Origin of the sequence: Mesorhizobium sp. CA8 (assembly GCF_020164955.1) — a bacterium.
Taxonomy (GTDB): domain Bacteria; phylum Pseudomonadota; class Alphaproteobacteria; order Rhizobiales; family Rhizobiaceae; genus Mesorhizobium.
On sequence record NZ_JAIUHG010000008.1, the window covers coordinates 44,923 to 70,319 of the forward strand.

The 25,397-nt window shown below is 64.2% G+C and carries 25 protein-coding genes and 1 pseudogene; 9 read left to right on the top strand and 17 right to left on the bottom strand.

Annotated elements, in window-relative coordinates; all coding sequences use genetic code 11:
- Positions 1 to 20: 20 nt before the first annotated feature.
- The 4 genes from LB553_RS11195 to LB553_RS11210 form a co-directional block, all read right to left on the bottom strand.
- Positions 21 to 830 (bottom strand): ABC transporter permease, encoded by an 810-nt coding sequence (locus LB553_RS11195; protein ID WP_224513142.1) that lies wholly within the window; start codon positions 828 to 830, stop codon positions 21 to 23.
- A gap of 3 nt (positions 831 to 833) precedes the next feature.
- Complete coding sequence (locus tag LB553_RS11200; RefSeq protein ID WP_224513144.1) at positions 834 to 1,667, bottom strand: ABC transporter permease; 834 nt, start codon at positions 1,665 to 1,667, stop codon at positions 834 to 836.
- A 22-nt stretch (positions 1,668 to 1,689) separates the two neighbouring features.
- Positions 1,690 to 2,802: an ABC transporter substrate-binding protein gene (locus LB553_RS11205; protein WP_224513146.1), complete on the bottom strand. Its 1,113-nt coding sequence runs from the start codon at positions 2,800 to 2,802 to the stop codon at positions 1,690 to 1,692.
- Between the two features lie 72 nt (positions 2,803 to 2,874).
- Positions 2,875 to 3,969 carry an ABC transporter ATP-binding protein gene (locus LB553_RS11210; protein ID WP_224513148.1) on the bottom strand — a complete coding sequence of 365 codons (1,095 nt, stop codon included), beginning with the start codon at positions 3,967 to 3,969 and terminating at the stop codon, positions 2,875 to 2,877.
- A 235-nt stretch (positions 3,970 to 4,204) separates the two neighbouring features.
- Here LB553_RS11210 and LB553_RS11215 point away from each other — a divergent pair, with 235 nt between their 5' ends.
- Positions 4,205 to 5,320 carry an epoxide hydrolase family protein gene (locus LB553_RS11215; protein WP_224513150.1) on the top strand — a complete coding sequence of 372 codons (1,116 nt, stop codon included), beginning with the start codon at positions 4,205 to 4,207 and terminating at the stop codon, positions 5,318 to 5,320.
- 50 nt (positions 5,321 to 5,370) lie between these two features.
- Here LB553_RS11215 and LB553_RS11220 read toward each other — a convergent pair whose 3' ends face one another.
- Both LB553_RS11220 and LB553_RS11225 read right to left on the bottom strand, forming a co-directional pair.
- Complete coding sequence (locus LB553_RS11220; protein WP_224513152.1) at positions 5,371 to 6,045, bottom strand: helix-turn-helix domain-containing protein; 675 nt, start codon at positions 6,043 to 6,045, stop codon at positions 5,371 to 5,373.
- A gap of 62 nt (positions 6,046 to 6,107) precedes the next feature.
- Positions 6,108 to 7,004: a LysR substrate-binding domain-containing protein gene (locus LB553_RS11225; protein ID WP_224513154.1), complete on the bottom strand. Its 897-nt coding sequence runs from the start codon at positions 7,002 to 7,004 to the stop codon at positions 6,108 to 6,110.
- A gap of 82 nt (positions 7,005 to 7,086) precedes the next feature.
- On the opposite strand from LB553_RS11225, the gene LB553_RS11230 reads away from it, so the two are divergent.
- The 3 genes and pseudogenes from LB553_RS11230 to LB553_RS11240 all read left to right on the top strand — a co-directional run bounded on the left by LB553_RS11230 (position 7,087) and on the right by LB553_RS11240 (position 10,536).
- A complete protein-coding gene (locus LB553_RS11230; protein ID WP_224513157.1) occupies positions 7,087 to 8,682 on the top strand; it encodes an amidohydrolase in 1,596 nt (531 codons plus the stop codon).
- A gap of 31 nt (positions 8,683 to 8,713) precedes the next feature.
- The gene (locus tag LB553_RS11235; RefSeq protein ID WP_224513159.1) at positions 8,714 to 9,646 is read left to right on the top strand and encodes a dimethylarginine dimethylaminohydrolase family protein; all 933 of its coding nucleotides are present in this window, start codon (positions 8,714 to 8,716) and stop codon (positions 9,644 to 9,646) included.
- A gap of 167 nt (positions 9,647 to 9,813) precedes the next feature.
- Positions 9,814 to 10,536 (top strand): annotated as a pseudogene (locus tag LB553_RS11240) (3-keto-5-aminohexanoate cleavage protein).
- Positions 10,537 to 10,676: 140 nt separating this feature from the next.
- Here the strand turns inward: LB553_RS11240 and LB553_RS11245 are convergent.
- The 9 genes from LB553_RS11245 to LB553_RS11285 all read right to left on the bottom strand — a co-directional run bounded on the left by LB553_RS11245 (position 10,677) and on the right by LB553_RS11285 (position 20,417).
- Positions 10,677 to 11,735 (bottom strand): Gfo/Idh/MocA family protein, encoded by a 1,059-nt coding sequence (locus LB553_RS11245; RefSeq protein ID WP_224513161.1) that lies wholly within the window; start codon positions 11,733 to 11,735, stop codon positions 10,677 to 10,679.
- Positions 11,736 to 11,833: 98 nt separating this feature from the next.
- The gene (locus tag LB553_RS11250) at positions 11,834 to 12,619 is read right to left on the bottom strand and encodes a ThuA domain-containing protein (RefSeq protein WP_224513162.1); all 786 of its coding nucleotides are present in this window, start codon (positions 12,617 to 12,619) and stop codon (positions 11,834 to 11,836) included.
- A 158-nt stretch (positions 12,620 to 12,777) separates the two neighbouring features.
- Positions 12,778 to 14,013: a glycosyltransferase gene (locus tag LB553_RS11255; protein ID WP_224513165.1), complete on the bottom strand. Its 1,236-nt coding sequence runs from the start codon at positions 14,011 to 14,013 to the stop codon at positions 12,778 to 12,780.
- Between the two features lie 245 nt (positions 14,014 to 14,258).
- Positions 14,259 to 15,755, bottom strand: coding sequence for a tlde1 domain-containing protein (locus tag LB553_RS11260; RefSeq protein ID WP_224513168.1), 1,497 nt, complete (start codon positions 15,753 to 15,755; stop codon positions 14,259 to 14,261).
- Between the two features lie 652 nt (positions 15,756 to 16,407).
- On the bottom strand, positions 16,408 to 16,872 hold the full coding sequence (locus tag LB553_RS11265) for a DUF2231 domain-containing protein (RefSeq protein WP_224513170.1): 465 nt from the start codon (positions 16,870 to 16,872) through the stop codon (positions 16,408 to 16,410).
- Positions 16,873 to 16,991: 119 nt separating this feature from the next.
- Positions 16,992 to 18,245, bottom strand: coding sequence for an NAD(P)/FAD-dependent oxidoreductase (locus LB553_RS11270; RefSeq protein ID WP_224513172.1), 1,254 nt, complete (start codon positions 18,243 to 18,245; stop codon positions 16,992 to 16,994).
- On the bottom strand, positions 18,242 to 18,964 hold the full coding sequence (locus tag LB553_RS11275; protein WP_224513174.1) for a methyltransferase domain-containing protein: 723 nt from the start codon (positions 18,962 to 18,964) through the stop codon (positions 18,242 to 18,244). Before LB553_RS11275 ends, LB553_RS11270 begins: the two co-directional genes overlap by 4 nt.
- Positions 18,961 to 20,028, bottom strand: a complete 1,068-nt coding sequence (locus tag LB553_RS11280) for a type III polyketide synthase (RefSeq protein WP_224513176.1) — start codon at positions 20,026 to 20,028, stop codon at positions 18,961 to 18,963. The genes LB553_RS11275 and LB553_RS11280 overlap by 4 nt, the downstream gene beginning before the upstream one ends.
- 230 nt (positions 20,029 to 20,258) lie before the next feature.
- A complete protein-coding gene (locus LB553_RS11285) occupies positions 20,259 to 20,417 on the bottom strand; it encodes a hypothetical protein (protein WP_224513178.1) in 159 nt (52 codons plus the stop codon).
- Positions 20,418 to 20,581: 164 nt separating this feature from the next.
- Between LB553_RS11285 and LB553_RS11290 the strand changes: the two genes are divergently transcribed.
- The 3 genes from LB553_RS11290 (at position 20,582) to LB553_RS11300 (ending at position 21,812) form a co-directional block, all read left to right on the top strand.
- Positions 20,582 to 20,815 (top strand): hypothetical protein, encoded by a 234-nt coding sequence (locus LB553_RS11290; RefSeq protein WP_224513180.1) that lies wholly within the window; start codon positions 20,582 to 20,584, stop codon positions 20,813 to 20,815.
- A 99-nt stretch (positions 20,816 to 20,914) separates the two neighbouring features.
- On the top strand, positions 20,915 to 21,061 hold the full coding sequence (locus tag LB553_RS11295) for a hypothetical protein (RefSeq protein ID WP_224513182.1): 147 nt from the start codon (positions 20,915 to 20,917) through the stop codon (positions 21,059 to 21,061).
- A 535-nt stretch (positions 21,062 to 21,596) separates the two neighbouring features.
- On the top strand, positions 21,597 to 21,812 hold the full coding sequence (locus LB553_RS11300; protein ID WP_224513184.1) for a hypothetical protein: 216 nt from the start codon (positions 21,597 to 21,599) through the stop codon (positions 21,810 to 21,812).
- Between the two features lies 1 nt (position 21,813).
- On the opposite strand, the gene LB553_RS11305 is transcribed toward LB553_RS11300, so the two are convergent.
- Positions 21,814 to 22,272, bottom strand: coding sequence for a winged helix-turn-helix transcriptional regulator (locus LB553_RS11305; RefSeq protein WP_224513187.1), 459 nt, complete (start codon positions 22,270 to 22,272; stop codon positions 21,814 to 21,816).
- Between the two features lie 97 nt (positions 22,273 to 22,369).
- Here LB553_RS11305 and LB553_RS11310 point away from each other — a divergent pair, with 97 nt between their 5' ends.
- Complete coding sequence (locus LB553_RS11310; RefSeq protein ID WP_224513189.1) at positions 22,370 to 22,957, top strand: dihydrofolate reductase family protein; 588 nt, start codon at positions 22,370 to 22,372, stop codon at positions 22,955 to 22,957.
- Between the two features lie 448 nt (positions 22,958 to 23,405).
- Here the strand turns inward: LB553_RS11310 and LB553_RS11315 are convergent, their stop codons facing one another.
- A complete protein-coding gene (locus LB553_RS11315; protein ID WP_224513191.1) occupies positions 23,406 to 24,650 on the bottom strand; it encodes a cytochrome-c peroxidase in 1,245 nt (414 codons plus the stop codon).
- A 321-nt stretch (positions 24,651 to 24,971) separates the two neighbouring features.
- Here LB553_RS11315 and LB553_RS11320 point away from each other — a divergent pair, with 321 nt between their 5' ends.
- Positions 24,972 to 25,394 carry an OsmC family protein gene (locus tag LB553_RS11320; protein ID WP_224513193.1) on the top strand — a complete coding sequence of 141 codons (423 nt, stop codon included), beginning with the start codon at positions 24,972 to 24,974 and terminating at the stop codon, positions 25,392 to 25,394.
- Positions 25,395 to 25,397 lie beyond the last annotated feature (3 nt).

Below are 25,397 nucleotides of genomic sequence, written 5' to 3' on the forward strand. Positions count from 1 at the left end.
TCTCGGTCAGGTTTGCCCGATCAGGGTTTCGCGGGACGCTGCCTCGTGATGAAGCTGCGCACCGCAAGCACCAGCACGGTGATGATGATCAGGATCACCGAGAGGGCCGCGATCGCCGGATCGATGTTGTCGCGCAGGCCCATCCACATCAGCCGCGGCAGGGTGATGGCGTTGACCGAAGTAATGAACAGCGTCACGCCGATTTCTTCCCACGAAAGCACGAACGACAGCAGCGCCGCGGTGACGATGCCGAACTTGATGTTGGGCATGATGACGCGCGTCGCGCGTTCCCACACGGTTGCGCCAAGGCCGCGCGCGGCAAGGTCGATGCGCCGGTCGAGCTGGCTGAGCGACACCAGCATCAGCACCGTAGCGAAAGGCACGGTCATCACTGAATGCGCCATGGCCACGCCCAGCCAGGTGTCGTAGCCGAAGAACGATGTGAGGCCGGAGACCGAGGTGAGCAGGAAATAGAGCGTCACCGCCGAGACCACCGGCGGTACCACCATCGGCAGCAGCACGAAGCCGACGAGCGCAGCGGTGAAGCGCGGCTGGAACATCCACACGCCGAGGCTGAAGGTGAGCGCCAACGCCGTCGAGAGGATGCTGCTGACGATGCCGATCCTGAGCGACAGCAGGATCGAGTCCAGCCAGCGTGGATCCTCGATCAGGGAGCGGTAATGGCGCAGCGACAGTTCACCCGTCGGCATAGCCAGCATGCGGCTCGGCGTAAGCGACACCGGGATGACGGCAAGCAGCGGCATCAACAGGAACAGCGCCACCAGCACGGCGAGGATGAGCGAGACGGGGCCGGGGCGATAGGTCGGCATTGGCTACACCAATTGCTTCGGTCTGACGTAGCGGAACACAAGCGCCATCAGCGCGCCGACGAACACCACCAGCACGACGCTGATCGCTGCGCCCAGCCCCCAATCCGGGCTCTGGAAGATGCGCAGGTAAATGAGCTCCGCGATCATCACGCTGCGGCCGCCGCCGAGGATTGCCGGCGTGACGAAGAAGCCGAGCGAGAAGACGAAGGTGATCAGCGCCGAGCCGATGATGCCGGAGCGCGTCATCGGCACGAACACCGTCCAGAAGGTGCGCATGCGGCTGGAGCCAAGCCCGCGCGCCGCAAGCAGCACGCGCTCGTCCAGGCTGCGCATGGCGGAAGCCAGCGGGAACACCGCGAAGGGGATCAAAAAATGCGACATGCCGACGATGACGCCGAACTCGTTGCGCACCAAAGTCAGCGGCTCGGAGATGAAGCCGATCGATTGCAGCCAGGTGTTGATCAGGCCGCGGTTGGAGAGCAGCGCCACCCAGCCGAAGGCGCGCGTCAGCACCGAGATCCAGAATGGCACCAGGATACAGAACTCGGCAAGCACACGCTGCACCGGGCTGCCGCGCACCCACACCACGGTGATGGCATAGGCGGCGGTGACCGAGACCACGGTGACGATCGCCGCGATGCGCAGCGTGCGGATGAACACCGACTGCACCAGGTCGTCGGTGAGCAAGGCGTGGTACTGGCCAAGCCCGGGGGTGGGGAGCGTAAAACTCCACTTCACCACGCCGAGAAAGGGCCAGGCATAGGCAAGCACGAGGAACAGGAGCAGCGGCGCCATCAACAGCGCCGCGCCCGTCCTGTCGGAGAGGGTGCCTCTCATCGCCAAGCAGTTCTCGGCCCGATCAGGCCGAGATAATCTTGGTGTATTCGTCGAGTGCTGCGCCGTAATTCTTGGCGTACCACTCCATGTCGAGCGGGATCTGCTTGGCCATGTTCGCCGGATCGACAGGGTTGATGCGCTTCTTGTCGGCCGGGATCAGCGCGTCGGCCGCCGGGTTCGCCGGGCCTTGGCCGAGCTTCTCGAACATCACCAGTTCCTTTTGCGGATCCTGGGTGCTGGCGATGAACTTCATCGCCGCGTCCTTGCCGCCGGGATTGTTCTTCAGCACGGCGAGTGCGCCGGGCGAGATCAGGCCCTGGTCCCAGATGAACTTGATCTGACCGCCGGAGTCCTGCTCGATCAGCGAGGCGCGGGTCGACCACACGATCGCCATCGAAGCCTCGCCGTTGAGCAATACGCTCTGGCTCTCGGCGCCGCCGCCCCAATAGGAGACGACGTTTTCCTTGAAGGCGGCGATCTTGTCATGCGCGCGCTTCAGGTCGAGCGGGTAGAGCGAGCCAGGCGCCACGCCGTCGGCCAGAAGCGCCGCTTCCCAGCTCGACACGCCCCATTTGTAGAGCGAGCGCTTGCCAGGGAATTTCTTGACGTCGAAGAAATCGGCCATGCCGGTCGGCGCGTTGGAGCCGAATTTCTGCGAGTCGTAGGCGATCACATAGGAGAAGAAGTAGGTCGAGGCGGCATATTCCCAACCGAAGCCCGGCCGCATCTTGCTCTTGTCGACGATCTTATAGTCGATTGGCTCGAGCATGCCCTGGCCGCCGAGCGTGATGGCAGAGAACGGATCGACGTCGACCAGGTCCCAGGTCGGCGCGCCGCTCTTGAACTGCGCGGCGATCGCGCCTTCGGTCGGGCCCGAGCCGTCCATCTTGACCGGGATCCCTGTTTCCTTGGTGAAGGCCTGGCCGTAAGCGGCGTCGTAAGCCGTGATGGCGTCGCCGCCCCAATTCACCAGCACCAGCCCCTTGGTCTCGGCTCGAGCGCCGGTCGAGCGCAAAAGCATCGGCGTGCCGGCGAGCACGAGGCCCGCAAGCTGCGCGAACTGCCGGCGCGAGATCTCGCCGCGCTTGGTCCGCTCGGCGAGGGATTCGATTGTCTGTTTCTTCGTATCGTTCATGTCAGTTCCCCTTGTTGTCGTTGATTTGAACCGGAAGCCAGCGCGGCGATTTCGGGCCGCGGCGGCGGGTGCTTACTGTCCTCCGTCCGGAAGGAGGAAACCCTTCTCCGCCGGCCAGGTCAGCCAGACGGAATTGCCTTTGCTCAGCGCCGCGGCCGCGACCTCGTTCGGCACCGAGACGGTGACCTTGGCGCCCTGGCGGGTGGTGAGATCGAGCTTAGTCGCGGCACCGAGATAGGTCGAGGCGACAGCGGTCGCCGCGATGCCGTTCTCGTTGACCGACGCTTCCGGCGCGATCGACATATCCTCGGGACGGATGGCGAGGATCGCGTCGCCTTTGATCGCCTCGGCCTTGCAACGCATGTTGACCGCGCGGTCCTCGCAGAGCCCGGTGGCGCCATTGTCGGCGGGGCGCACGCCCTTCACCGGCAGCATGTTGATCTCGCCGAGAAACTCGGCGACGAAGCGGTTGGCGGGCCGGTCATAAACCTCGTCGGGCCTGCCCACCTGCAAGAGCTTACCGTGATTGAAGATGGCGACGCGCGACGACAGCGCCAGCGCCTCGCTCTGGTCGTGCGTAACGAAGACGAAGGTTGTGCCGGTCTCCTGGTGCAGCCGCTTCATCTCGGCCTGCATCTGGCCGCGCAGGCTCTTGTCCAGCGCCGAGAACGGCTCGTCGAGCAACAGCACCCCCGGCTCGAACACCAGCGCGCGAGCCAGCGCCACGCGCTGCTGCTGGCCACCCGAAAGCTGCGCCGGCAGCTTCTTCTCGTGGCCCCTGAGACCGACGCGTTCGATCATCTCGCCGACACGGCTTTTGATCTCTGCGGCGGATTTCTTGCGCACCTTGAGCGGGAAGGCGATGTTCTGTTCCACGCTCATATGCGGGAACAAAGCATAGCCCTGGAACACCATGCCGGCGGCGCGCTGCTCGGCCGGCCGGTTGGTGATGTCGACGCCGTCGCTGAAAAGCTTGCCTTCGCTCGGCTGCACGAAGCCGGCGAGGATCATCAGGAAGGTGGTCTTGCCAGAGCCGGATGGTCCGAGCAGCGTCAGGAACTCGCCGCGGCCGATATCGAGCGTGAGATTATCGAGCGCCCGGAACGAGCCGAAGCTCTTGCCGATCCCGTTCGCCTTGATCTCTGCGGCCCGGCCGGGTTGCTGCATCCTGCTTCTATCCTCACCGTCAAGCCAAATCGTAGGCACGGCTGCGGCTCACCGCAACCGAATAGTTTTCGTCTGACCGGCAAATTTGATTCACGTGTGGCGAGGTTGGGGCGGATGTCCGCGGCGGGTATCGCATCGAGTTTGCGCATTTTTACAATCGGTTTCCGCCATCCCGCGTAGGTTGATAAATCACAGCACACCATGAGACGAAACGCCGCCAACAGGAGACTTTTTCATGGCCCCGATGCCCTTCAACGTCATCATCTCTGAATCGCAACTAGCCGACCTCAAGTTCCGGCTTGAGCATACTCGCTGGCCGGATGAACCTGCTGATGTTGGCTGGATGCTCGGTACGAACCTCGCCTACATGAAAAAGCTGACCGACCACTGGATCAACGGTTATGACTGGCGCAAGGCCGAGGCAGCCATAAACGCCCTGCACAATTTCAAGGTCGGCATCGATGGTATCGAGCTCCACTTCGTGCATCATCCTTCAAAGAAAAAGGATGCGACGCCGCTGCTTTTGCTGCATGGCTGGCCAGACTCCTTCTACCGCTACCATAAGGTGATCGAGCCGCTTTCCGACGATTTTCACGTTGTGGTGCCGTCGATCCCGGGGAGCGGCTTCTCCGGAAGGACCGCGCTGGCGATGGACAAGGTCGGTGACCTCCTTGCAACGCTCATGACGGATGTCCTCGGATATGGAAAATTCATCGCCGCCGGCGGCGATACAGGCTCCGTGATCGCCATGTCGCTGGCGCAGCGGCATGCGGAAAAGCTCCTGGGCTATCACGTGACTGATGTTGGATATCCTGACCACACCACCGATTTCGCGTTGCTGAGCCCGCCCGAGCAAGCCTACGCAGGTGCAATTCAGCGATGGTTCTTCAGCCATGGCGCGTTCAATCTGGTGCAGGCCACCAAACCGCAAAGTCTGGCTTTCGCCATGAACGACTCGCCAGTCGGCCTTGCCGCATGGATCATGAGCTTCATGGCCGGTATGGGGCTTGGAGACGATGCGGACGCGCGGTTTGGGCGTGACGAATTGCTGACCAACATCATGATCTACTGGCTGACCGAAACGGCGGCTTCGTCGTTTCGCATCTACAACCAGAACGCCATGCAGCAGCCGACGATCAGGGGGGCGGACACGAAGGTTCCGGTCGCCGTGGCGACTGAGGCGCCGATCCCGGGCGGCGTGCGGCTCCCGCGCGAATGGGCTGACCGCCAGACCTCCGGCAATGTGGTCCAGTTTCACGATATGGAGACCGCCGGCCATTTCGCGGCTTGGGAGGACCCCGCCTTTTATGTCGACGACATCAGGCGGTTTGCGGCACTTGTGACCAAATGATCCATGTTTGGTGCTGATGAACACCGGGCAAGCTTATCTTGTCCCGGTGTTCAGATCTTGTGGACCGAGTCGAGATTCGAAGGCAGGTGCCCCATGATCTTCTTGATGGATTTGATCATATGCGGTTGGTCGCTGTAGCCGAGATCGGCCGCGACAGCGGCTGAATTCTCGCCCCGTTTCAACCGCCGTACAGCTTCCTGTGCCCGCCTTATCAGCTGAAAATCCTTTTGGGTGATGCCGGTCGTCTTCTTGAAATGTTGCTGTACCGACCGTCTTGAGGCGGCTTTCGGCTTCGGGGTGAATGCTTTGGCGACCAGATCGTCAGATTGCAGCAGATTTGCCTCGACCATCCTCTCGGTAAGCTGTTCGGCATTGCCGAAGCTCGGCAGCGGGAGTTCGACGCCATCAAGCAGGAAAACCCCGCCCTCAACCGGCAGCAACCGTATCGCAGCGCCGGTTCTGATCTCCTCGTCCTTGGTCAGATGGACATGGGCGGCAAATGATATGACCACCGAATGTTCACCGGCCAGGTAAGGAACATCTACCGGCTCGGTTGCTTGTCCGCTCAGGAAGACCGTCGGTCGCCCGTCGGGAGAGACACTCAGGATCAGATCCCAGGAGCCGTCGGGAGTCGATCTGTAGATCCCATCCTCCAGGCAGACCGTCTGCCAGACCCTGTCGATCCAGGGATGGGGTGACGAACGATGCATATGTCTTTGGGTCATGCCTCACCGGCGTGTTGAAATACAATCGAGCCGACGTTCAGTCTGCATCCATGGCAAGCGCCTCAATACGTCGCCAGCCTGTTCTCCGACAGCTTCGCCCTCAGCCAGTCGCTGAATGCATTGAGCACCGGGTGTCCGGCCTTGGCGTGCTCGAAGACCAGGAAATAGGCGCGCGGCGAGGGCACGGTTGCTTCGAACGGTTTGACCAGCCGGCCCTCGCCCAGCGCCCGGCGTCCAGTCAGTTCGTCGCCGAGCGCAATTCCCTGGCCGGCAATCGCCGCCGAAAAGACGAGGTTCATATCGGAAAAGAAGATCCCGCCCTCGGTGTCGGGATTTTCCACTTTGGACAACGCCAGCCAGCGCGCCCAGTCCTCGGTGTCGCTGAGATGCAGCAGGTTGGCGCGCAGCACATCGGCTGGTTTGGAAAATCCGCCGACCTTGTTGAGCAGCGTCGGGCTGCAGAGCGGCGTGAAGGAGACTTCGCACAGCAGTTCCACCGCCCGGTTCGGCCAATTGCCGACGCCGAAGGCGATAAAGGCGTCGGCCTCCGGATTGCTGACATCGTCGAGCCGCCGTGGCGTCAGCACGGAGAGCGCAACGTCCGGATACATCTGCTGGAACTCGCCTATATGGGTACACAGGAACATCGAGGCGAAGCCGGGCGGGCAGGAGATGGCGAAGGAGCCGCCGACACCGGCGCCGCCGCCCTGCGTCACCGCATCGCCCAGCACTGTCAGCGCCTTCCTGACGTCGGCCGCGTAGCGCTGGCCGCGGGGCGTCAGCGCGACGCCCTTGCCGATGCGCTGCAGAAGATCGAAGCCGAGGTCGCGTTCGAGCAGTCTCAACTGATGCGAAACCGCGCTGCGGGTGAGGTGAAGTTCGTCGGCGGCGCGCCAGACGCTGCCGTGACGGGCAAAACTGTCGAGGGCGCGCAGCGCCTGCGTGGAAGGTATTCGCAAGAGGCCTCAGGTGAACCGAATTTGCACGAGCCGGAAAAACATATCACTTTTTGATGAGGCGCTTCACTGCTTTCTTTGAGGCATGGACAAACCGGTGACGACCTCGGCGCAAGAAACCGCGCTTGCCTGCATCGACAGCATCCAGCCGCTGCTCTCGGCCTGGACCCGCACCATCTTCGACTTTGGCGAAACCGCCTGGCGCGAGTACCAGTCGGCAGCCTGGTATGTGGACCGGCTGAAGCGCGAAGGCTTTTCGGTTGAGGAAGGTTCCGGCGGCATGCCCACGGCCTTCTGCGCCCATTGGACCAATGGCGACGGCCCGGTGATCGGCATGTATGGCGAGTACGATGCCGTGCCCGGCAATTGCCAAGATGCCGCGACGGTGAAGCGGCCGCGCCCGGGTCTCGGTGTCGAGGCCGGCGGCCACACCGATCCACATTCGGGCCTTGGCATCGGCAGCCTCGGCGGCCTTTTGGCCACCAAGGCGGCGATGCTGGAGCACGGGATTACGGGCGCGCTGCGCTTCACCGGCGAGCCGGCGGAGAAGGTGAGGGGGTCGAAGCCGATCCATGCGGCCAAGGGCTATTATGACGGCCTCGCCGGCATGATCTCCTTCCATCCCTTCTACATGCTGCCGCTTTGCAACACCGCGCGCTGGGACACGCATTGCGGCGCCGCCTATTCGATGATCTACCGCTTTGTCTGCGAGGATCCGGAGAACTGGACCCGCGCGGCAAGCGACGCAGCACCCATCCCGCAAGCGCATTCGGCGGTCCGGGCGCCCGGCGCCAACGACGCGCTGGTGATGATGTACATGGCCTCCAAGGCGCTGCGCGATTCCATGCTGACGCATCAGGGCGGCTGGTCGATCAGCGAGGCGATCCTGACGGCGGGGCAGGCGACCGCCGACAACCTGCCGGCGGGATTGGCCGAGATCCAGTACATGATCCGCGTGCCGACCATTGCCATGGCCGAGCAGGTGATGACCGTGCTTGACCGCAACGCGGAGGCGGCTGCCAAGATGAGCGGCTGCCGCTACGAGCGCCACTGGGTGTCGAAGTCGCGGCCGGGGCTGGCCAATCACGCCATGGCCGACATCACCTGTCAGGCGCTTTCCATCGTCGGCGCGCCGCGTTGGAACGAAGAGGCGAGGGCGATCGCCCGCGAGGTCCAGGTCAATGCCGGCGGCGAGGCGACGGAGAACCCGTTCATCGACGAGCTGGAGCGTCTGATTTCGCCGCAAGAGGCCGAGGCGATCCTGCGCCGCGACCTGCCGCCCTCGCAGGTGAACTCCACATCCGACGATTACACCGACATGAGCTGGCATGCGCCGACATCGCGCTTCTATGTCGCCCGTCCGGCGCTGCGCGCGGCCAACGGCCATGCTTATCCGGCCTGGGTGATGAACGCGCTGGGCGGCATTCCGGCGACCATCGACCCGATGGTCACCTGCGCCGCGAAGACGGTTGCGCTCACCGCCCTGCGCTTGCTCGAGGACAAGACCGCGCGTGACGCCGCGATGGACGAATTCGTCAAGCGAACCGGCGGCGGCGTCGGCGGCTCGAACTGGATCGCGCCGCTCTGCGACTACGAACCGCCGATCAACTTCCGCTGGCCCGAATATGTCACCACGCCGCGCGGGCGCGACTGGTGGATCCCGGCCGCTTCCACCGCATGACCATCAACAGAACAATCCAGAGGAGAACACTATGACCGTCCATGACCGCATCGTCGCCGAGCCGTTCTCGCTGCAGCGCCGCAACCCCAATGGCGGCACCAAGCCGCTGACCGCCTGGGGCTTCGCCAACGAGACCGACATGCTGACCGACGTGCTGCTCGGCTCGCCCAATTTCCTGCGCCACCTGTCGACCAGCTCGCTGTCGCGCAAGCATCTGCGCGAGGCGCCCTGCAACGTCCAGATCGCGCAGGCGCAGCACAAGGATCTCGTCGCGGCCTATGAGCATTTCGGCGTCAACATCCACTGGCACGAGCCGACGCCGGAACTGCCGATGCAGGTCTATTCGCGCGATTCCAGCGTGATGACTCCCTACGGCGCCTTCATCACCGCCATGGCCAATTGGTGGCGGCGCGGCGAGAATTATGCCGCCATCCGCACCTATGAGAAGCTCGGCATCCCGATCTACGATATGGTCACCGCCGGCACCTTCGAAGGCGGCGATTTCAACGTCATCGAGGAGGGCGTGGTGCTGATCGGCTGCGGCGGCGCCCGCACCCAGGAAGAGGGCGCGCGCCAGGTGCAGGCCTGGTTCGACAAGGAAGGCTGGGAGACGAGGCTTGCCTTCATCGACGAATATTACGTGCATATCGACCTGATGGTGGTACCGATCGCCGAGAAGCTCACCGCCGTCTGCCTCGCCTGCACCGAGCCAGGCATCGTCGACTGGCTGAAGGGCAAGGGCCACGAGATCATCGACGTGCCCTTCCAGGACACGATGGCGCTCGGCTGCAACTTCATGTCCCTCGGCAAGGACAGGGTGATCACGCCGACTTCCAGCCAGAGCCTCATCGGCCAGCTGAAGGCGCGCGGGTTTGAAGTCGCGGCCGTCGACATGAGCGAGATCTCCAAGACCGGCGGCGGCATCCACTGCATGGCGCAGGCGCTGAAGCGCGTGCCGGCATAATCGATTTCGAAGCTCGGCAATTGCCGGCGATGAAAGCTTATCCCCTGGCTGTCGGGCCAGGGGTATTTCTCTTGTAGGTCGGCCTGTCAGGAGACTTCGCCATATCCGTTCCGATCGTTCTGGCCCTGCGCTAGGCTCCGGCCAGCCGAAACAGGATTGCCACAACGATGATCGTCCAGGCCTGCATCAACGGCGCCCGACCCGCCGACTTCCAACCCGCATTGCCGCTCGACCCCGAGGCGATGGCGCTCGACGCCGCCGTCTCGATCGCGGCGGGCGCGGCCGAGCTGCATGTCCATGCGCGCGGCGCCGATGGCCGGGAGAGCCTGGCGCCGGAAGCGATGGACAAGACGGTCGCAGCACTCCGCCGCGCCTGTCCGGGCACGCTGATCGGCGTCTCCACCGGCGCCTGGATCGAGAAGGACGATTTGCGCACGCTGGTCGCCATCTCCGGCTGGCGCGAACTGCCCGACTATGCCTCGCTCAATCTCAGCGAAACGGCGGCGCCCGTCGTCATGGAAAGCCTGCGCCAGCGCGGCATCGGCATCGAGGCGGGGTTGGCCTCCATTGCCGACGCCGAGCGCCTGGCCGGCCTCGACCATGGCGGGCGGTGCTGCGCGTGCTGATCGAGATTTCCGAACAGGCACTGGATGAAGCCTTTGCCGTCGCAGACGGCATCGAGACGGTGCTGGAACGCGCCGGCATTCCGCCGCTCGATTCTGCTGCACGGCGAGAACGCGACGGTATGGCCGTTCGTGGAAAGGGCGGCTGCGCGGAAGCTTTCGACGCGGGTCGGGCTGGAGGACGGCAAGGAATTGCCGGACGCAAGCGTAGCGGAAGGCAACGCCGCGCTGGTGGCTGCGGCGGTGGCGATTTATCGCGCTCGGTGATCTTGTTCCTCGCCTCCACGAAGTGGGGGAGAGGTGGCTCGGCGAAGCCGAGACGGAGAGGGGGAGCGCCCTACGAAGACCTCCTCTCCGTCCGCTTCGCGGACACCTCTCCCCCGCCTTTGGCGGGGGCGAGGAAAGCGCTACTGCGTATCCGTATGCGCCCTCAACTCCGCCCGTTTCTCGTCCGACACCACGGCAAGGTCCAGCACCTTCTGCAGGCCCGCCGCGTGGCGGAAACTCGGTTCGGTCTGCGCGCCGCTCCGCACCGCCTCGACGAAGCGCTGGTAGTTGGTCAGCACGCTGCCGGCGTCGAGCTCTTCCCACTTGGCGTTCTCGACATTTTCGCCAACGCAGGCCTTCAATATCGAGCCTTCGAGATTGTGCACCACCTCGATGCCGCCCTTCTCGCCATAGATGCGCAGCCGAAGCTCGTTGAGGTGGCCGGTGGCCCAACGGCTGGCATGCACCACGCCGAAGGCGCCGTTGGCGAAGTCGAGCGTCATGGCGAAGCTGTCATTGGCATCGAGCTGGTAGTCGCCGATGCGACCGCCCGGCGCCTTGTCGAAGGCACGCAGCCGGCAGAAGACATGGTCGACATCGAGCGCCGCGCCATAGCTGGCGAAATCGAGGATATGGATGCCGACATCACCGAGCACGCCGTTGGAGCCGTGGCCGCGCGACAGCCGCCACAGCCATTTAGGATCGGTGCGCCAGTCGCCCCAGAATTTCGACACCAGCCAGCTCTGCAGGTAAGACGCTTCGACATGGCGCACCGTCCCGATCTCGCCCGCCTGCACCATCCGGCGCGCCTTCTGCAGCGCGGCGACATTGCGATAGGTGAGGTTGACCATGTTGACGATGCCGGCGGCTTCCGCGGCATTGGCCATTTCGTTGGCTTTGCCGAAATTTTCCGCCAGCGGCTTTTCGCACAGCACGGGCTTGCCGGCGGCGACCAGCGCCATGGTGGTCGGGTGATGGATGCGGTCGGGCGTGACATTGGCGACCGCGTCGAAATCGCCCCAGTCGAGCGCCGCCTCCAGCGAGGTGAAGCGCTTCGGGATCTTGTAGGCGTCGGCATATTCGCCGACGCGGGCCATATCGACGTCGACCGCGCCGACGATGTCGACGCCCTCGATGGCGCCAAAGCGCCGGGCATGTTCCTGCGCCATCCACCCGGTGCCTAATATCAAAAGCCGCATTTTCCTGCTCCTCCGAGCGATTTGGTTCGATTCAATAATGTGAATGTGACCCAGGCGCTGTTTCCGCGCAATCCCAAGCGAAGCGGGGAGGCGCTTGTTTAGCGGAAGCCGGCCTCGCCATGCGCATGCAGCCTGGGCCCGCGCTCCTCGATCGGCTCCAGCGCCTTCTCGACCGGCACATTCGGCGCATCGAGGATTCCGGGCTTCGACCCTTGCGGGTTGTGCGCCCATCTCACCGCGTTGCGCAGCACCTTCTGCGCGGTGGCGTCGTGATAGGTCGGATAGGTTTCATGGCCGGGACGGAAGTAGAAGACATTGCCGGCGCCGCGCCGGTAGGTCAGGCCCGAGCGGAACACCTCGCCGCCCTGGAACCAGGATATGAAAACGGTCTCCAGCGGCTCGGGCACGGCGAACTGCTCGCCATACATCTCCTCGTTCTCCAGCTCGAAATATTCGCCGACGCCTTCGGCAATGGGGTGGCTGGGGCTCGTCACCCAGAGCCGCTCGCGCTCGCCGGCCTCGCGCCATTTCAGCGTGCAGGGCGTGCCCATCAGCCGCTTGAAGATTTTCGAGAAATGGCCGGAATGGAGGATGATCAGCCCCATGCCTTCGAAGACGCGCTTCGCAACGCGTTCGACCACTTCGTCGGCCACCGCGCCATGGTCCTTATGGCCCCACCAGACCAGCACGTCGGTTTCCGCGAGGCGGGATTCCGGCAGGCCGTGCTCCGGCTGCTCCAGCGTCGCGGTCGAGGCGGAGATCGCCTTGTCGGCGGAGAGCGCCTTGGCAATGGTCGCGTGCATGCCTTCCGGATAGATGGAGGCCACCACCTCATTGGTCCGCTCATGGATGTTCTCGCCCCAGACGACAGCGCGAATTGTCATGGATTGCCTCGTGAGTGATTGGGAGCCGCCCCGCGCCATAGATAGCGCCTTCGCCTGGTATTGAAAGCGGTTTCAGAGAGCTTGGTTTCTTTAGGGCGGTATGAACAAAGGGCTGAAGAGAGCGGCACAACGCCAACCCGCCCAACTCTCAGTTCTCTTCACCTCATCCTCTCCACCAGCCATCTCGCTGCTGCGTCCGCCCCATCGGCGTGGATCTCGGCGGCCACCTTGTGAGCATGAAGCCGGACCTTCGGCGCCAGTGCCACTTCCAGCGCCGCCGATAGCGACGCCGCCGTCGGCACTGGGCCGTCATGCGCGGCGCCGATGCCGAGCTCGGCCACCCGCCGCGCCCAATAGGGCTGGTCGCCGATCTGCGGCACGATCACCTGCGGCGCTCCTGCCCGCGCGGCGGCGACGGTGGTGCCGGCGCCGCCATGGTGGATGACGGCGGCGACGCGGCCGAACAGCGCCTGCTGGTTGACCTCGCCGACGGCGAAGCAATCGTCGCCATCGTCGACGAGGCCGAGCTCGGCCCAGCCATGCGCGAGCACCGTACGGAGGCCCTTGGCGCGGATCGCCTCGATGGCCGCGCGGCCGGCTTCGCTCGCGACCGATATGGAGCCGAAGCCGACATAGACCGGCGGCGAGCCGACACCGAGGAAGGCTTCCAGCCCGCCGGGCAGGGGCCGCTCATCCGGCAGGATGAAGGCGCCGGTCTGCACGGCGTCGATCAGGTCCGAGGGCAGCCACGGTCCTAGCGTTGGATCGCAGGCGAGCAGGACTCTTTTGCCGTAGACATAGTCCCGGACGTTTTGCACCGGGGGCAGCCCGAGCGATGCGCGATGGCCGTTGATCGCCTCGCCGAAGAGCGCGTTCTTGGTCCGGATGTCCATCTCCCACAAGAGCCGGTTGTCGGTCACGCCGGCCGGCAGCGGATGGCTTGGATATTCATGCGGCCGGTTGTGCGGCGAGGGCAGCCAGATGGGGCAGAACGTGCCGAGCATGTAACGCATGCCGCGTTGTTCCGCGACCAGCCGCGCGGCGGCGCAGGACGGGAAGAGGCCGAACGCCACCACGGCGTCGCAGCCTTCGGCGGCCACGCTCAGCGCCTCATATTGTCTGGCGACGATCTCAGCCGCCTGGCCGGAAATCAGCCTGGCCCGGTCCTCTGGCGTGGCCGATCGCGATCGGTTGATCATTTCCTTCGCCCATTCGCGCACCGGCGCGAAGGCCGGCGCCAGCGGCACGCCGGCGCGGGCCAGAAGAGCGGCAAATTCGGCGTCGGCGGGCGCGCTCACCCTGGCGTCGACGCCATGCGCCGGCAAAGCCGCGCCCAGCGCCGCCAATGGCTCGACGTCGCCGCGCGAGCCGTAAGTCGATAACAAGATTCGCATTCCATGCTCCATCGTGGTTCTGCGGAGCAGCGTTGATACGCCATGGCCGGGGGCTTGCCGCAAGCCCGGGCTGCGCCATATCTCCCTCCTGGGAAGGGTCGTAATCGCTTCCTCAGGTGAGGGTGCGATCGCCATGCGTCGGCGCGGCGACGGCAATTACCCGGGCGCGTGTTGGCGCCAGGCCCTTCGGATCAGCAAGTGGGGATCGATAACAGCCGGCGACCAGTGCGCCGGCTCTGGTAGGTTTAACCCTGGCGGCCTTCCTGGGCCACCTGGGTAGGGGACCTTGTGAGCCGCGGGACGACGACGAGGCGCTTAATCTTGCCCTTTTTGTAGGCGGCAAGGAAGCGGTGATAATCCTTGAAGACGACGCAGCCATTCGACTCCGCGCGGCCGCCGCGCAGCATATAAGTGTGCGCGAGCAGGCCGTCGCGGCCGTATTTGTTCCGGCCGCTGGCCGGTGTCAGGCGGATCGCCTCGACACCATGGAAGCGCGATTCACGTATTGACAGATTGTAGGTGTCGGGCGGCGTCGGACCGACATTCTTACGGTCGACAAAGCGCGGCTGGTCGACCATCGAACCCAGGCCCGAATGCGCCTCCAGCTTCGAGCCGTCAGGCATGTAGACGGTTCTCGCCGAAATATCGTAGACGGCGACGCCATTGCCCGTGGAAGGCCCATTGAAAAGGTTGCGGAACGCGCTGCCGAGGCCGCCGCTCTCCGGCGTGTCGGGCTTGGCATAGGCGAGCATCTCGGATGCCTGCGCCTTGCGCCTGCCAGGTTTGGAGTCGGCCACGAACGGCTTCGAGCCCGCAACGCCGGGCAGGGCCTGGTCGCCGCTTCTCGGCGAGGCCGCCGTCGGCCCGCCTTGCGCGATGTCGGCGGCCGTTGGCTGTGGCTTGGCCCTGGCGGCCTGCGGCTTCGCGGTCTCGGGTTTCTGCGGCTTGGACGCGTTCTGCTCGGGCGCTTCGGTGGCGCGCTCGAGCGTGGTCCGCGGGCGCAGGCCGGGCACGGCAATCGTGTCGGGCAAATCGTCTTGCGGCGGCAGCGAAGCGACCTGGTATTCGCCGCCCCGGCCATTGTCCGGGCCATTGTCCGGCTTGTCGGCGACATCAGGCCCGTCGCTGTTTTGCAGCGCAACGGCGGTCGGAACGTCAGCCGTCTCACCCGGCGATATGTTGGCGAGCGCAAGCGCCAGCTCGGAAGCGCCGGCGATTTCGGCCGGCGGCGAACCGAACCGGGCTTCCGCCGGGGCGCCCGGCAGCGCGCCGCCGAAGCGGCTCGCCGAAGGCAGGCTGGCCAGCACGAACGGCGTCTTCTCGGCGCGGGCAAAGGCATCGGCAAGCTTTTGCGGCGAAAGCTCAGCGCGCTTCACCACGCCGTCGAAACGGTCGGCGGCTCCGGCGGCCGAAGCCACGACCACGACCTTTTCCTGCGCGACGCTGTCGGGCGACGGCAGTTTAAGGCGCGCCGCTTTGCCGTTGAGACCTTTATTTATCAGCTTTTCAGCAGCTTGGCCGTCATGTCTGAAGTTCATCGCGAGGCTGACGCAGCGAGCATCGCAGCCGCCGGTGAGCGACCCTGCCTTGTAGCCGCCATTGCCGGCAAGATGCGGCGCCCAGGCGTTGGCGATCTGCCGGCGCTGGTCGCCAAGCGCGATGTTGCGCGGCGAAAGCAGGCCTTGCGGCAATCCATTGGAAGCGGCGGTCAGGGAGGTGCTTACCGAATGCAGCCCTGCCAACGTGGCTATGGACCAAAGGGCAAGGGCGGCGCCGACAGCAGGCACCACAACCCAACGATGACCACCAGATTTCTTCGAAGTTACCCCCTCATCAGGAGTGTCACCCCGGTACTTCAAACGCAAAAACGCCATACGACCACTCTCAATCGGCATGCCGGTTTGCGGACCTGGCACCCGTCACGATCACAGTTCGCCGGTGCCCCCTGCACCTTCACGCGTCTGTTGCCGATTGATTCAAAAGATGGACAAAGATGGTTAACCAATCCCTCCACCAATCGCCGATTTGGCGACGGTCCATACGAAAAAAGAGCCCTCCATGGTCTCCGCCACGGTAAAAATGCTCTCCCTCACCTGCTTTGCTGCCCGTTTTTCCGGCCTCTGTCAAGAAACCGTGAACACTGGAACCGCAGCATCTCAGCCGGCTAGCGGCCGATTTGGGTCAAAATGCGACGGCCCGGCCAATGGCGGAACAAGCCAGCCGCCAAAGTTTTGGACCAGTCGACGCGGGTTCTCGGGTGTGGTCGTTAGCCGTCTTGTCGCGAGGATCACCCAAAAGAAGTCACCCCGCCTGACGGCGGGATTCCTGACGCAAGGGGTGACGGCCAAATCTTGGGCGGGCTGTCCGACAGAGCAACAGCAAAGCGAAGAAAAATCAGCGCCGGCCGTCGGGGCTGTCGGCGACGCCCACGTGGTGGCGATAGACCATTTCCCAGCCCTTCCATCCGGTGAACAGAAGAATGAGGACCACGAGCAGGGACAGTATTAGACCGACCGGAATGACCGCCGCCTCGCCATGAACATAGCGCGAATACCAGTTGTAGAGCTCAATCAGGACGACAATCACATTGCCGCCGGCGTGAAGCCATGCATCCCGAAGATTGCGGACCTGGTCATCGCCCAGCACATCAGTCAGGCCGGCAACAGCGGCGAGGGCCGCCATGATCAGACCGGCCCCGAGAAGCCACAGCGAGCCTGTCACCCAACCGGGATTGCCCGTTCGCCAGAAGATCAGGTCGCAGACCAAGGTGGCGACGAAAAAGGCGATGGGAAAGGGGATCAACATCGGATGGATCGGGTGGCCGCCTATGCTTGCCGTGCTACGCGGGTAATGAGTCATAACAATACCTCCAAGGTATCTGGCGCCGACATTGGCCAACGCAACCGGCAACCCACGATACAGCCCAACCGGACATAAAACCCCGGCGACTGTGGAATGTTCCATAACCCCGGCGTGCTTCATCGAGCCACGCGCCCGTCAGCCAAACCCGGCACCGCTCTCGTCTTGCCGCTGAGCCGCGCTCCCAAGGTCAGCGCCTGCGGAAAATTGCGGACGACTGCTCTCATTGTGGCGGCGCCGCCATGGCCGAGAGCGATGCGCGCGATAGCTTCCGCGGCGAGGACGCGGGTCGAGAACAATTCTCTCCAGGCCGCCTCGTAGCGTCTGCCGACCGCTTCGCGTCTCGCCTGCCCACCTGCTGCCGCGCCGAGTTCCAGCGCCAGGAGCCAGCCGGATTGAAGTGCCATGGATATGCCCTCTGCGATGATCGGATGCGACTCGCCTGCGATGTTGCCAACGCGAAAGATGTCCCCGTCGTAGCCGGAGCGGATGCCTGGCCGGATCGGGCCGGCGGCAAGCCACGGACCCTCGAGATTGGCTCCCTCCAGCGCCTCTCGCGCCCCCCGGCATGTCGTCCTGAGATGATGCTCGACGGTTTCGGCCGCCGAGACCTGGCCGCCGTGCTCGCGGGCACGGCTGGCGCGCAACCCGGCGAGCACATCGCGCCTTATGCAGCAGGAGATGGACAGGCGGCCATGGTCTGCGAGCACCATGCCGCCATAGCCGCCGGGAAACGTCAGCAGCGGCATCAGGTCGGGCGGCAGCGTCGATCCTGAAAAATGCGCCTTGAAGCCGAGCAGGTCCGAGGGACGGCCTTTCTTCTCGAGCTGACTCGGCAACGGTCCCGGTTCCCACGAGCCATGCGCGGCGACAATGACTGGTGCCCGCAGGATCGTCGCCTCGTCGCGGGAATTCCCGGCTCCCGCCTGGATCCACACCGCTTGGCAGGCGCCATCACGTTCGATGGCGACGGCGCGGCAGGGCTGGAAGACGTCCGCGCCGGCCGAGCGGGCCGCATCCAACAGCAGGCAATCCAGTATGTCGCGGCCGAGCGCTCGGCCGAAACCGTCTCCTGCCGCGGGCACGGACTTCGCACGCGGCATCGGCGCCTCGACGATGGTGTCGCCGGAAAAGAAGCCGACCCGGTGAATTTCGGGACCCGCCTCGGCCCGCCACGCATCGACGATCTCCAGTCGCTCGAGGAGCGCCAGATTGCTTGCCGAGATATATTCGCCGCACACCTTGCGACGCGGAAACACGCTCTTTTCCACGATCGCCACGGTCCAGCCGCGCCGGGCCAGCCCCAGCGCCACTGACGTGCCTGCCGGGCCGGCGCCGATGACGATCGCATCGTGGGTCGATGCCGGTCTCATGGCACGTCTTTAGCAGGCATCGACGCGGCGCCGGCAAAGACATGGGAGAAGGGGCCGGCACGCCGCTCCTCGAGCGGCCGGCCGCCGGCAGCGCTCCAGAGATCGGAAAGTTCGCTGCCGCGAAAGCCGGCGCGCACGCTCTGAGCGGCGTCATGCCTGGTGACGTCATTGGCGCCGATCGCCGGCAGAAGGCGGGTCGTCGCGAGCGCCAAGCCTGCCCTCAGCGGTTCCGTCGCCATGAGCAATGGCGCCCTGCGAACCAGCAGCGAAAACAGACGTAGCAGTTCGGCGTCGTCGAAATGATGCAGAAACAGGTTGACCGTGATCACATCGAAAGTCCCGGCATCCGCCTTCTGCGCCCAGTCGAAGACATCGGCGGTGAAGGTTTCGAGCTTCCATCCCAGACCGGCGAAATCCGCCGTCAGCTCGGGCGTGACGAGGCCGACGCGATCGAGCATCGTCAGCTCCACCTTCGGCCAGTCTCTTGTCATGCGCCGGGCCACTTTCAGCATGAAGGTGCCGTCGCCGGCGCCGATGTCAAGGATGCGGCCGGGCGCCTTGGCCATGAATTTTCTCATCAGCGACGCCATGATCGGCGCCTGGAACATCAGCGCGTTGATCCGGCGCAGATCGCGCCGCGAGTGGAGCGCCCGCGGATCGTCCGCGGCGAGGCGATCGAGGATTTCTGGGACAAGTGTCCGTTGATCGAGCGCGTTCATGAGGCGGTCCGGAACAACATGGTCTCGGCCGTCAACCCGGGTCCGAACGACATGCCGCAGCCAAGCTGGCCGCCCGGCGCCTTCAGCATCTTCTCCATTACAAACATCACCGTCGCCGACGACATGTTGCCGTATCGGCGCAGCACCTCGCGCGACGGCCCGAGCGCGGCCGGCGCGAGGTCGAACGCCTTCTCGACGGCATCGAGAATACTGCGCCCACCGGGATGTACGGCCCAGAGGTCGATCGCCTCCGGTGGCCGGCCACCCAGGATAGCGTCCTGGTTGTTTCGCAACGTTTCCTGGACCGCCGCAGGAACCTTGCCTGAGAGAAACATGTCGAAGCCGTGGTCGCGGATATCCCAGGTCATCAGCTCCCGCCGCTCCTCGGCGACGGTGCAGCGGAAGGAGTCGAGCTCGATACCGGACGGCTCGGCGGTTACGAGCGTCGCCGCGCAACCGTCGCCCCAAAGGCAGAAGGACAGCAGCTTTTCCAGCTCGGTGGTTTCCCTCAGATGCAGGGTGCAGACCTCGATATTGACCAGGAGGACTCTGGCCCGCGCGTCGGAGCGGACGATGTGACGGGCAAGCTTGAGGGCATTGACCGCAGCGTAGCAGCCCATGAACCCGATCATTGTGCGTTCGATACCATCCGACAGGCCGCATCGCGCGGCAAGGTCGAGGTCGATGCCCGGCGCGGAGAAGCCGGTGCAGGTGGTGACGATGAGATGGGTGATGCGCGATTCCTCGTCGCCGAGCCGCAGTCCGTCGACGGCCTTTTGCGCCAGGACGGGTGCTGCTTCAGCGAACATCGCCATTCTGGCAGCCGTTCCGGGAAACGCGCCGCGCTTGAAGGCTCCGGCAAGGTCGGCCGACGGCCCTTCGGGATCGAGAGCAGGCGCAAAACATGAAAAGCGGTGCTCGATGCCGGAAAGGCCGGCCATGCGTTCGAATATCCTCCTGCGATCGGCGGCGAGCATCGAGGCCGCGTAGGCTAGATAGAACTGGTGGACCTCGTGCTCCGGAACCGCTGTCGCGATCCGGTTGATATAGGCGTTGATGGACATGTTCTGTCTCCCTGGGCCTCAGGCGTGGGTACGCGCTGTTGCCGGAAGGGTTCCTGGCTCATGAGCGCCCTTGTCAGGCGCAAGGCGCTGAGCGTTGCCTGTTGGATAAACGTTTCGGAAAACCTGTTTCTTCCCCGGCGTGCGATCTCGAACCTAAAAGGTTTGCGAGGGATGGCAGGCAAAATCAAAGCGTTACAGCCCTTTCCACACTTGGCGGGCCTTCGGGCCGATCACTTGCTGCCCTGCGCCGCTCCGGGCACGATCAAGGCTCCCTGATCGCGCTCCGAATATCTGAAGCCGATAAAGAACAAGGCGATAATGATGAGGCAGATCGCCAGCACCGTGGCGAGGATCCTTCCCGGGTTTTCGGCAGGCGGTTTGTCTTCCATGGCGCTTCGCCTCGCATATCAACCCTGCGAGAGCGGCAAGGGTTCCAAACCCAACGGGGGCCCGTCGGACAAGCGGGACGGCGCATCACAAAAGTGACGCGCTCGCCCGTTAGGCTGATGCCGCCAAAAACAGGGTTCATCATTCAAAAACAGGGTTCATCATTATGGATGCCAGTGAATTGCAGGCCATAGGTGATACGCTGATGCGCGTCGTCACACCCGATATGACACCGAAAGACCTGCTCAGGGCGGTGCGAAAACTGCATCCGCATGCCAAGAAGAAGGATAGCGCCCGCGCGGCCTTCCACGCCATCATCGCCAAAGCCGACCAGGATCCCGGCAAGTCGCGCAATCTCCAGGCCTTCGCGCTTGCCGAGCGTATCCAGCAATCGGAATAAATTGCCGCGAATTGTAGCGGCGGCCTTCCGGGAAATTTAATAAGCAACTTCTAATTTAATGTCTCAGCCGGCAGCTAGCCCCCAACCGGTAACGAGCTCATGACCAAAAACCTCGGCAATGCCAAACCCAGCGCTCCCGCCAAGGAGGTGAACCCCTCGCTGTTCAGCAAGGCCGCGCCGGCGCTGTTTCCGCTGGTCGTCGCGGCACTCGGCTATCTCGTCGGCCGGCATTTTTTCGGCTTTTGACGCGGCCGGCGTTCGGCACGTTTTCTTCCCAGCCGGTCAAAGCGCAACTGGTCGTGTAGGCCATATCCTTTTAGCTTTGGTCCTAGGGCCTAGGTCGTTCTTGTCCTTGCCCGGGCCCAGGCGCATGTTTGTGACAGCCGGCGGCCTCGCAAACTCCGGTCAGGCCCGGCCGCCGAACCCAGTATCACCCCCCAAGGCTGCCGGGCCGCCGCCGTGACGGATTCGTTCCCACTTATGCACGGCCAAGTGCCCGGCTGCGCGATTCACAGTCCCATCCTGACGCTTTCGAAATCCACTGTCGCGTCGTCTCGCAGGCCGAACGTCGTAGCAAAGTGGACTTCCGCTGCCCCGGGGTGCAAGGCATGCCTGCTCCGACATGTTCATCTTTATTCGCGAGGCTCCGCAAACGTGCTGAACAACGGAGAGCCGCTTTGCACTAAAGACCAATAAGCCCCGCTTTTCGGCAACTCCAGGCGCGCTAGATCATATTGGATCGGAGTTAGGCAGTTCTTCGAACGAAGAGCAGGAGCTGTATATGGTAACAAGCGAGCCAGACAGTGTCCGTGTAAAAGCTATCAATGGCCAATGGATCGTGCGCGTCGTCGATGGCGGCAGGCTGACACAGCAAGTGTTCGATGTTCAGGCGCAGGCCGAGATCTTCGCCGAGGAGGAACGGCTGCGTTTGGGGTTGCCCGGAGAGCCGCCGGCCGGGGAGCCGGTCGGGCCGCTGCGACGCCGACGGGCCCGCTAGCCTACCTCGCCCATGAGGGGAGACGGGCAGCTGCGCCGTCCCGTTGGCCCAGATGCTCGGCTCTCAGCCTCCGCTTCATCCGCTCCAGCGCCGGCTCGCCGCCGGCCGCGAGTTCATCCGCGATCCGCGCGAGCTTATCGTCGGCGCTGCGATGTTTGCTGCCCCAGGCGCCCAGCGTCGCCAATACCGGTAACAGGTCGATGCCGGCTTCGGTCAGCCGGTAGATCGCCTTCAGCCCGTGGCTCGGGTCGTCGCTGCGGGTGAGGATGCCTTCGTCCACCAGTGTCTGCAGCCGCTCGGCGAGCGTGCGGGACGAGATGCCTTCGTCGGATTGCAGGAACTCGCGAAAATGCCTTTTCCCGGCGAAGACCAGGTCGCGGATGATGAGCAGCGTCCAGCGGTCGCCGAGCAGTTCGAGCGAGAGATTGATCGGGCAGCCGGATCGTCCCTTGGTCGACATCGGTACGGTTCCATTTTTAAATCAATTTACTATTGACACCATTGCCGTATCGCGTCAAATGGTTCCAAAAGTAAATCAATTTGAGTGGAGACCGGAGATGAAAAAGCTGATCCTGCAAATGCAGATGTCGGTCGACGGTTTCGTCGGCGCCGATGAGGACCGTCGGTGGCAGCTCTGGGACTGGGGCGACGACAGCGCCTGGGACGAGGAACTCAAGCAGGACTTCAACGCCATTTTCGAGACCATCGATACCATCCTGTTGAGCCGCAAGATGGCTGAGGAGGGCTATCTGAGCCACTGGGGTAACGCGGCGAAGAAATATTCGAAGGACCCTTTCTATGCCTTCGCGCGGCGCATCGTCGACGCTGAGAAGGTGGTGGCGAGCGATAAGCTCCGGGTATCGCGCTGGGAACGCACGCGGGTCGTGAGCGGCGACCTGCCGCGCGAGGTGCACAGGCTGAAACAGGGCGAGGGTGGCAACGTCGCCGTGTTCGGGGGCGCCGGCTTCGCCTCGGCGCTGGTTGCCGCGGCCCTTGTCGACGAGTACCACCTCTTCATCAATCCGGCGGTTCTGGGCAGCGGCCGCCGCATCTTCGACAAGGGCGGATTTGGCAGGCTGGAGCTCCTCGGCTCGAAGCCCTATGCAAGCGGCATGGTGGTGAGCCGCTACGCGCCGGCGCAATGACAGACACCACCGAGGCGCGCTGAATCAAGCCGGCAGCGCGCCTTGCTAACTCGTGTTGGCCGGGCCTTTCCCGGATCGGCTGGGAGCCGCCTCCGCTGACGAGCCGGAGTTGCCTGGCTGGCCGTCCCGGCCGCAGCCAGGCTGTGCTCGTTCCCAGCGGCGACGAACCAGCGGGCTTCACGGGATGTCAGGCTGATAAGCACCCGGCCGGCCTATTCGGCCGGCGCCCCGTTGCCCGCATCGAACACCGCCCAGCTGTTGCCGGCCGGCTTCTGCACCGCTACGAACCTCATCGCAGACTCCACCTGTGAAGAGATCGGCAATATAGCAGACGCGACTTGGCGTTCCTATGATGTGGCTCACATTGGCACACAGTTGAGGTGGATAGCCGGGCGCCGACTGGAGTCGCCGCATGTTGCGTCCCAACGATGTGTCCTGGCAGTTTAGACTACTGTCCCGCCTGGTCGGCATCGGTCAGCGTGCCGAGGAAGGCGACGATGTCGTCGATCTCGGCATCGGTCAGCGCCGGCGTGTCGCCGGGGTTTCTGCCGTTGAAGGGCGGGTCGGTGTTGAGGTTTCCCCAATAAGCCTTTGGCAGGTCGTCGAATTTGTTGACCGTGCCATCGGCCTTCTTCGGATACCAGCGCGCGGGGTCGCTGTCGCGGCTGGCATAAAAGGCCACCGCCTCGCGCAGCGAGTGGAAATAGCCATTGTGGAAGAAGCTTTTCCGGAGCGCCACGTTGCGCAGCGTCGGCGTCTTGAACAGGCCGCAATAGTCGGCGCGGCCGTTGAAGTCGGTGCGCAGCGGACCGCACAAGCCAAGGTCGAAATAGTTGGAATCGGCATTGGCGGGAATCGCCGGGTTACGCGGCACGGCGATCGCGATCAGGCCGTAATCGGTGAATTGCGGCGGCTCGCCGTCATTGGCCGCTTCGCTGAGATGGCAGCTTGCGCAATTGCCCTTCGCCGCGTCCTCGAACAGCATGCGGCCACGCAATTCCTGGGCGGAGAGCTGCGCCTTGCCGGCGAGGAAGGCGTCGTAGCGGCTGGAATAGGGATAGAAATCGGCGCTGCTCTGCTCGAACGTGCCGAGCGCTTCGACCGCGGCGTCGAAGGCGTCCTGCGGGTGCTCGAAGACATCGGCGCCGAACGCCCCCTTGAAGGCGTCGGCATATGGCGCCTGGCGCAGGCTGGCGACCACCTGGGCCGCGTCCTTGTTGCCCATCTCGAAGGGCGAGAGCAGCGGGATTTTCGCTTGGTCCTTGCTATGGTCGGCGCGGCCGTCCCAGGTCAGGCCGCCGGTCGGGCCATTGTCGACGCTCTCGTCGCCTTCGTCCTCGGAATCGTAGAAATGCTCGGTAAAGGCCGGCGCCGCCTGCAGGTAGCGCAGCGACGGCACGGCGCGAACGCCGGGCTGGTCGAGCTTCGCTCCGCCCATTTCGACCGGCGAGGCCGAGGCCGGGCCGAAAGCATGGTTGGGATCATGGCAGGACGAGCAGGCCTGCTTGCCCGATGCCGAGAGAGACGGATCGAAAAACATCTGCCGCCCAAGCGCCGTCAGCGCCTCGGCTCGCGCATAGGCTTCCTGGCGCGACATAGGGCCTGGGTGAAGGCTGGATGGCTCCGCGGTATTGGCAGGCGCGGTGAAGCCGACTATCGAGGCCGCCAGAAGGGCGACCGCATGATTTTTCATCGTATGCGGCGGCATCCCTGATTTCTTTCGCCCGATCATCCGCGACGTAGGGATCGAATGCAACGGATTGAATGACCGGCTTTCTCGCTCACGAACCGTGTTCGGCCGCTGCAGAACTGTCACATAGGTGACAAGGCGTCGAAGCAGCTGGGCATTGTCGCAGCTGCAGTTGGCGTTCCAGCCGGCTTCAAGGCCGCGCAGGCTGTCAGCGCTACGGGGAGAAATGTCCGGCAGGACAATGAGGGGCAGCGCCGGCCCTTGGCGATTGTCCTTCTCAATCATCGTCCGCTATTGATGGTTATCGATCTGACGAGGAACGCAATGGCTGACCTGAAGCTACGCACCCGCAACGCCGGCGCGCTTGCCGTCCTGCCGCAGGGCGGCCTGCCGGCGGTCACAACCCCGACCGGCGGTACCGTCGACGTGGTCACGCAGGTCAGCGCTCCCGGCTTCAGCCCGCTCGACCTGCTCTATGCCTCTTTAGCCGCCTGCATGGTGCTCAGCGCCCGCATCGCCGCCACCCGCCTTGGCGTCGTCGACCGGCTCGGCGAGGTGAGGGCGGATGTGAGCGGCGGCAAGGCGAAGGACGAGCCGTCGCGGGTCGAAACATTCATCGTCAGATTGGAGATCACCGGCGACCTCGATGCCGCAATGAAAGAGCGGATCCTGGCGGACGCGGAAGACATCTGCACCGTCTCCAACACGCTGCGCGGCGCGCCGTCGCTTCGCGCCACATTGGGGTGAGCG

Excerpts from the sequence above, each read along its gene's own strand:
- LB553_RS11265 (WP_224513170.1), bottom strand. The coding sequence starts at position 16,872 with ATGACTCATTACCCGCGTAGCACGGCAAGCATAGGCGGCCACCCGATC.
- LB553_RS11255 (WP_224513165.1), bottom strand. The coding sequence starts at position 14,013 with ATGCGAATCTTGTTATCGACTTACGGCTCGCGCGGCGACGTCGAGCCA.
- LB553_RS11210 (WP_224513148.1), bottom strand. The coding sequence starts at position 3,969 with ATGCAGCAACCCGGCCGGGCCGCAGAGATCAAGGCGAACGGGATCGGC.
- LB553_RS11200 (WP_224513144.1), bottom strand. The coding sequence starts at position 1,667 with ATGAGAGGCACCCTCTCCGACAGGACGGGCGCGGCGCTGTTGATGGCG.
- LB553_RS11235 (WP_224513159.1), top strand. The coding sequence starts at position 8,714 with ATGACCGTCCATGACCGCATCGTCGCCGAGCCGTTCTCGCTGCAGCGC.
- LB553_RS11215 (WP_224513150.1), top strand. The coding sequence starts at position 4,205 with ATGGCCCCGATGCCCTTCAACGTCATCATCTCTGAATCGCAACTAGCC.
- LB553_RS11195 (WP_224513142.1), bottom strand. The coding sequence starts at position 830 with ATGCCGACCTATCGCCCCGGCCCCGTCTCGCTCATCCTCGCCGTGCTG.
- LB553_RS11270 (WP_224513172.1), bottom strand. The coding sequence starts at position 18,245 with ATGAGACCGGCATCGACCCACGATGCGATCGTCATCGGCGCCGGCCCG.
- LB553_RS11305 (WP_224513187.1), bottom strand. The coding sequence starts at position 22,272 with ATGTCGACCAAGGGACGATCCGGCTGCCCGATCAATCTCTCGCTCGAA.
- LB553_RS11295 (WP_224513182.1), top strand. The coding sequence starts at position 20,915 with ATGACCAAAAACCTCGGCAATGCCAAACCCAGCGCTCCCGCCAAGGAG.
- LB553_RS11250 (WP_224513162.1), bottom strand. The coding sequence starts at position 12,619 with ATGACAATTCGCGCTGTCGTCTGGGGCGAGAACATCCATGAGCGGACC.
- LB553_RS11220 (WP_224513152.1), bottom strand. The coding sequence starts at position 6,045 with ATGACCCAAAGACATATGCATCGTTCGTCACCCCATCCCTGGATCGAC.
- LB553_RS11230 (WP_224513157.1), top strand. The coding sequence starts at position 7,087 with ATGGACAAACCGGTGACGACCTCGGCGCAAGAAACCGCGCTTGCCTGC.
- LB553_RS11310 (WP_224513189.1), top strand. The coding sequence starts at position 22,370 with ATGAAAAAGCTGATCCTGCAAATGCAGATGTCGGTCGACGGTTTCGTC.
- LB553_RS11275 (WP_224513174.1), bottom strand. The coding sequence starts at position 18,964 with ATGAACGCGCTCGATCAACGGACACTTGTCCCAGAAATCCTCGATCGC.
- LB553_RS11290 (WP_224513180.1), top strand. The coding sequence starts at position 20,582 with ATGGATGCCAGTGAATTGCAGGCCATAGGTGATACGCTGATGCGCGTC.
- LB553_RS11205 (WP_224513146.1), bottom strand. The coding sequence starts at position 2,802 with ATGAACGATACGAAGAAACAGACAATCGAATCCCTCGCCGAGCGGACC.
- LB553_RS11315 (WP_224513191.1), bottom strand. The coding sequence starts at position 24,650 with ATGAAAAATCATGCGGTCGCCCTTCTGGCGGCCTCGATAGTCGGCTTC.
- LB553_RS11280 (WP_224513176.1), bottom strand. The coding sequence starts at position 20,028 with ATGTCCATCAACGCCTATATCAACCGGATCGCGACAGCGGTTCCGGAG.
- LB553_RS11245 (WP_224513161.1), bottom strand. The coding sequence starts at position 11,735 with ATGCGGCTTTTGATATTAGGCACCGGGTGGATGGCGCAGGAACATGCC.
- LB553_RS11300 (WP_224513184.1), top strand. The coding sequence starts at position 21,597 with ATGGTAACAAGCGAGCCAGACAGTGTCCGTGTAAAAGCTATCAATGGC.
- LB553_RS11285 (WP_224513178.1), bottom strand. The coding sequence starts at position 20,417 with ATGGAAGACAAACCGCCTGCCGAAAACCCGGGAAGGATCCTCGCCACG.
- LB553_RS11320 (WP_224513193.1), top strand. The coding sequence starts at position 24,972 with ATGGCTGACCTGAAGCTACGCACCCGCAACGCCGGCGCGCTTGCCGTC.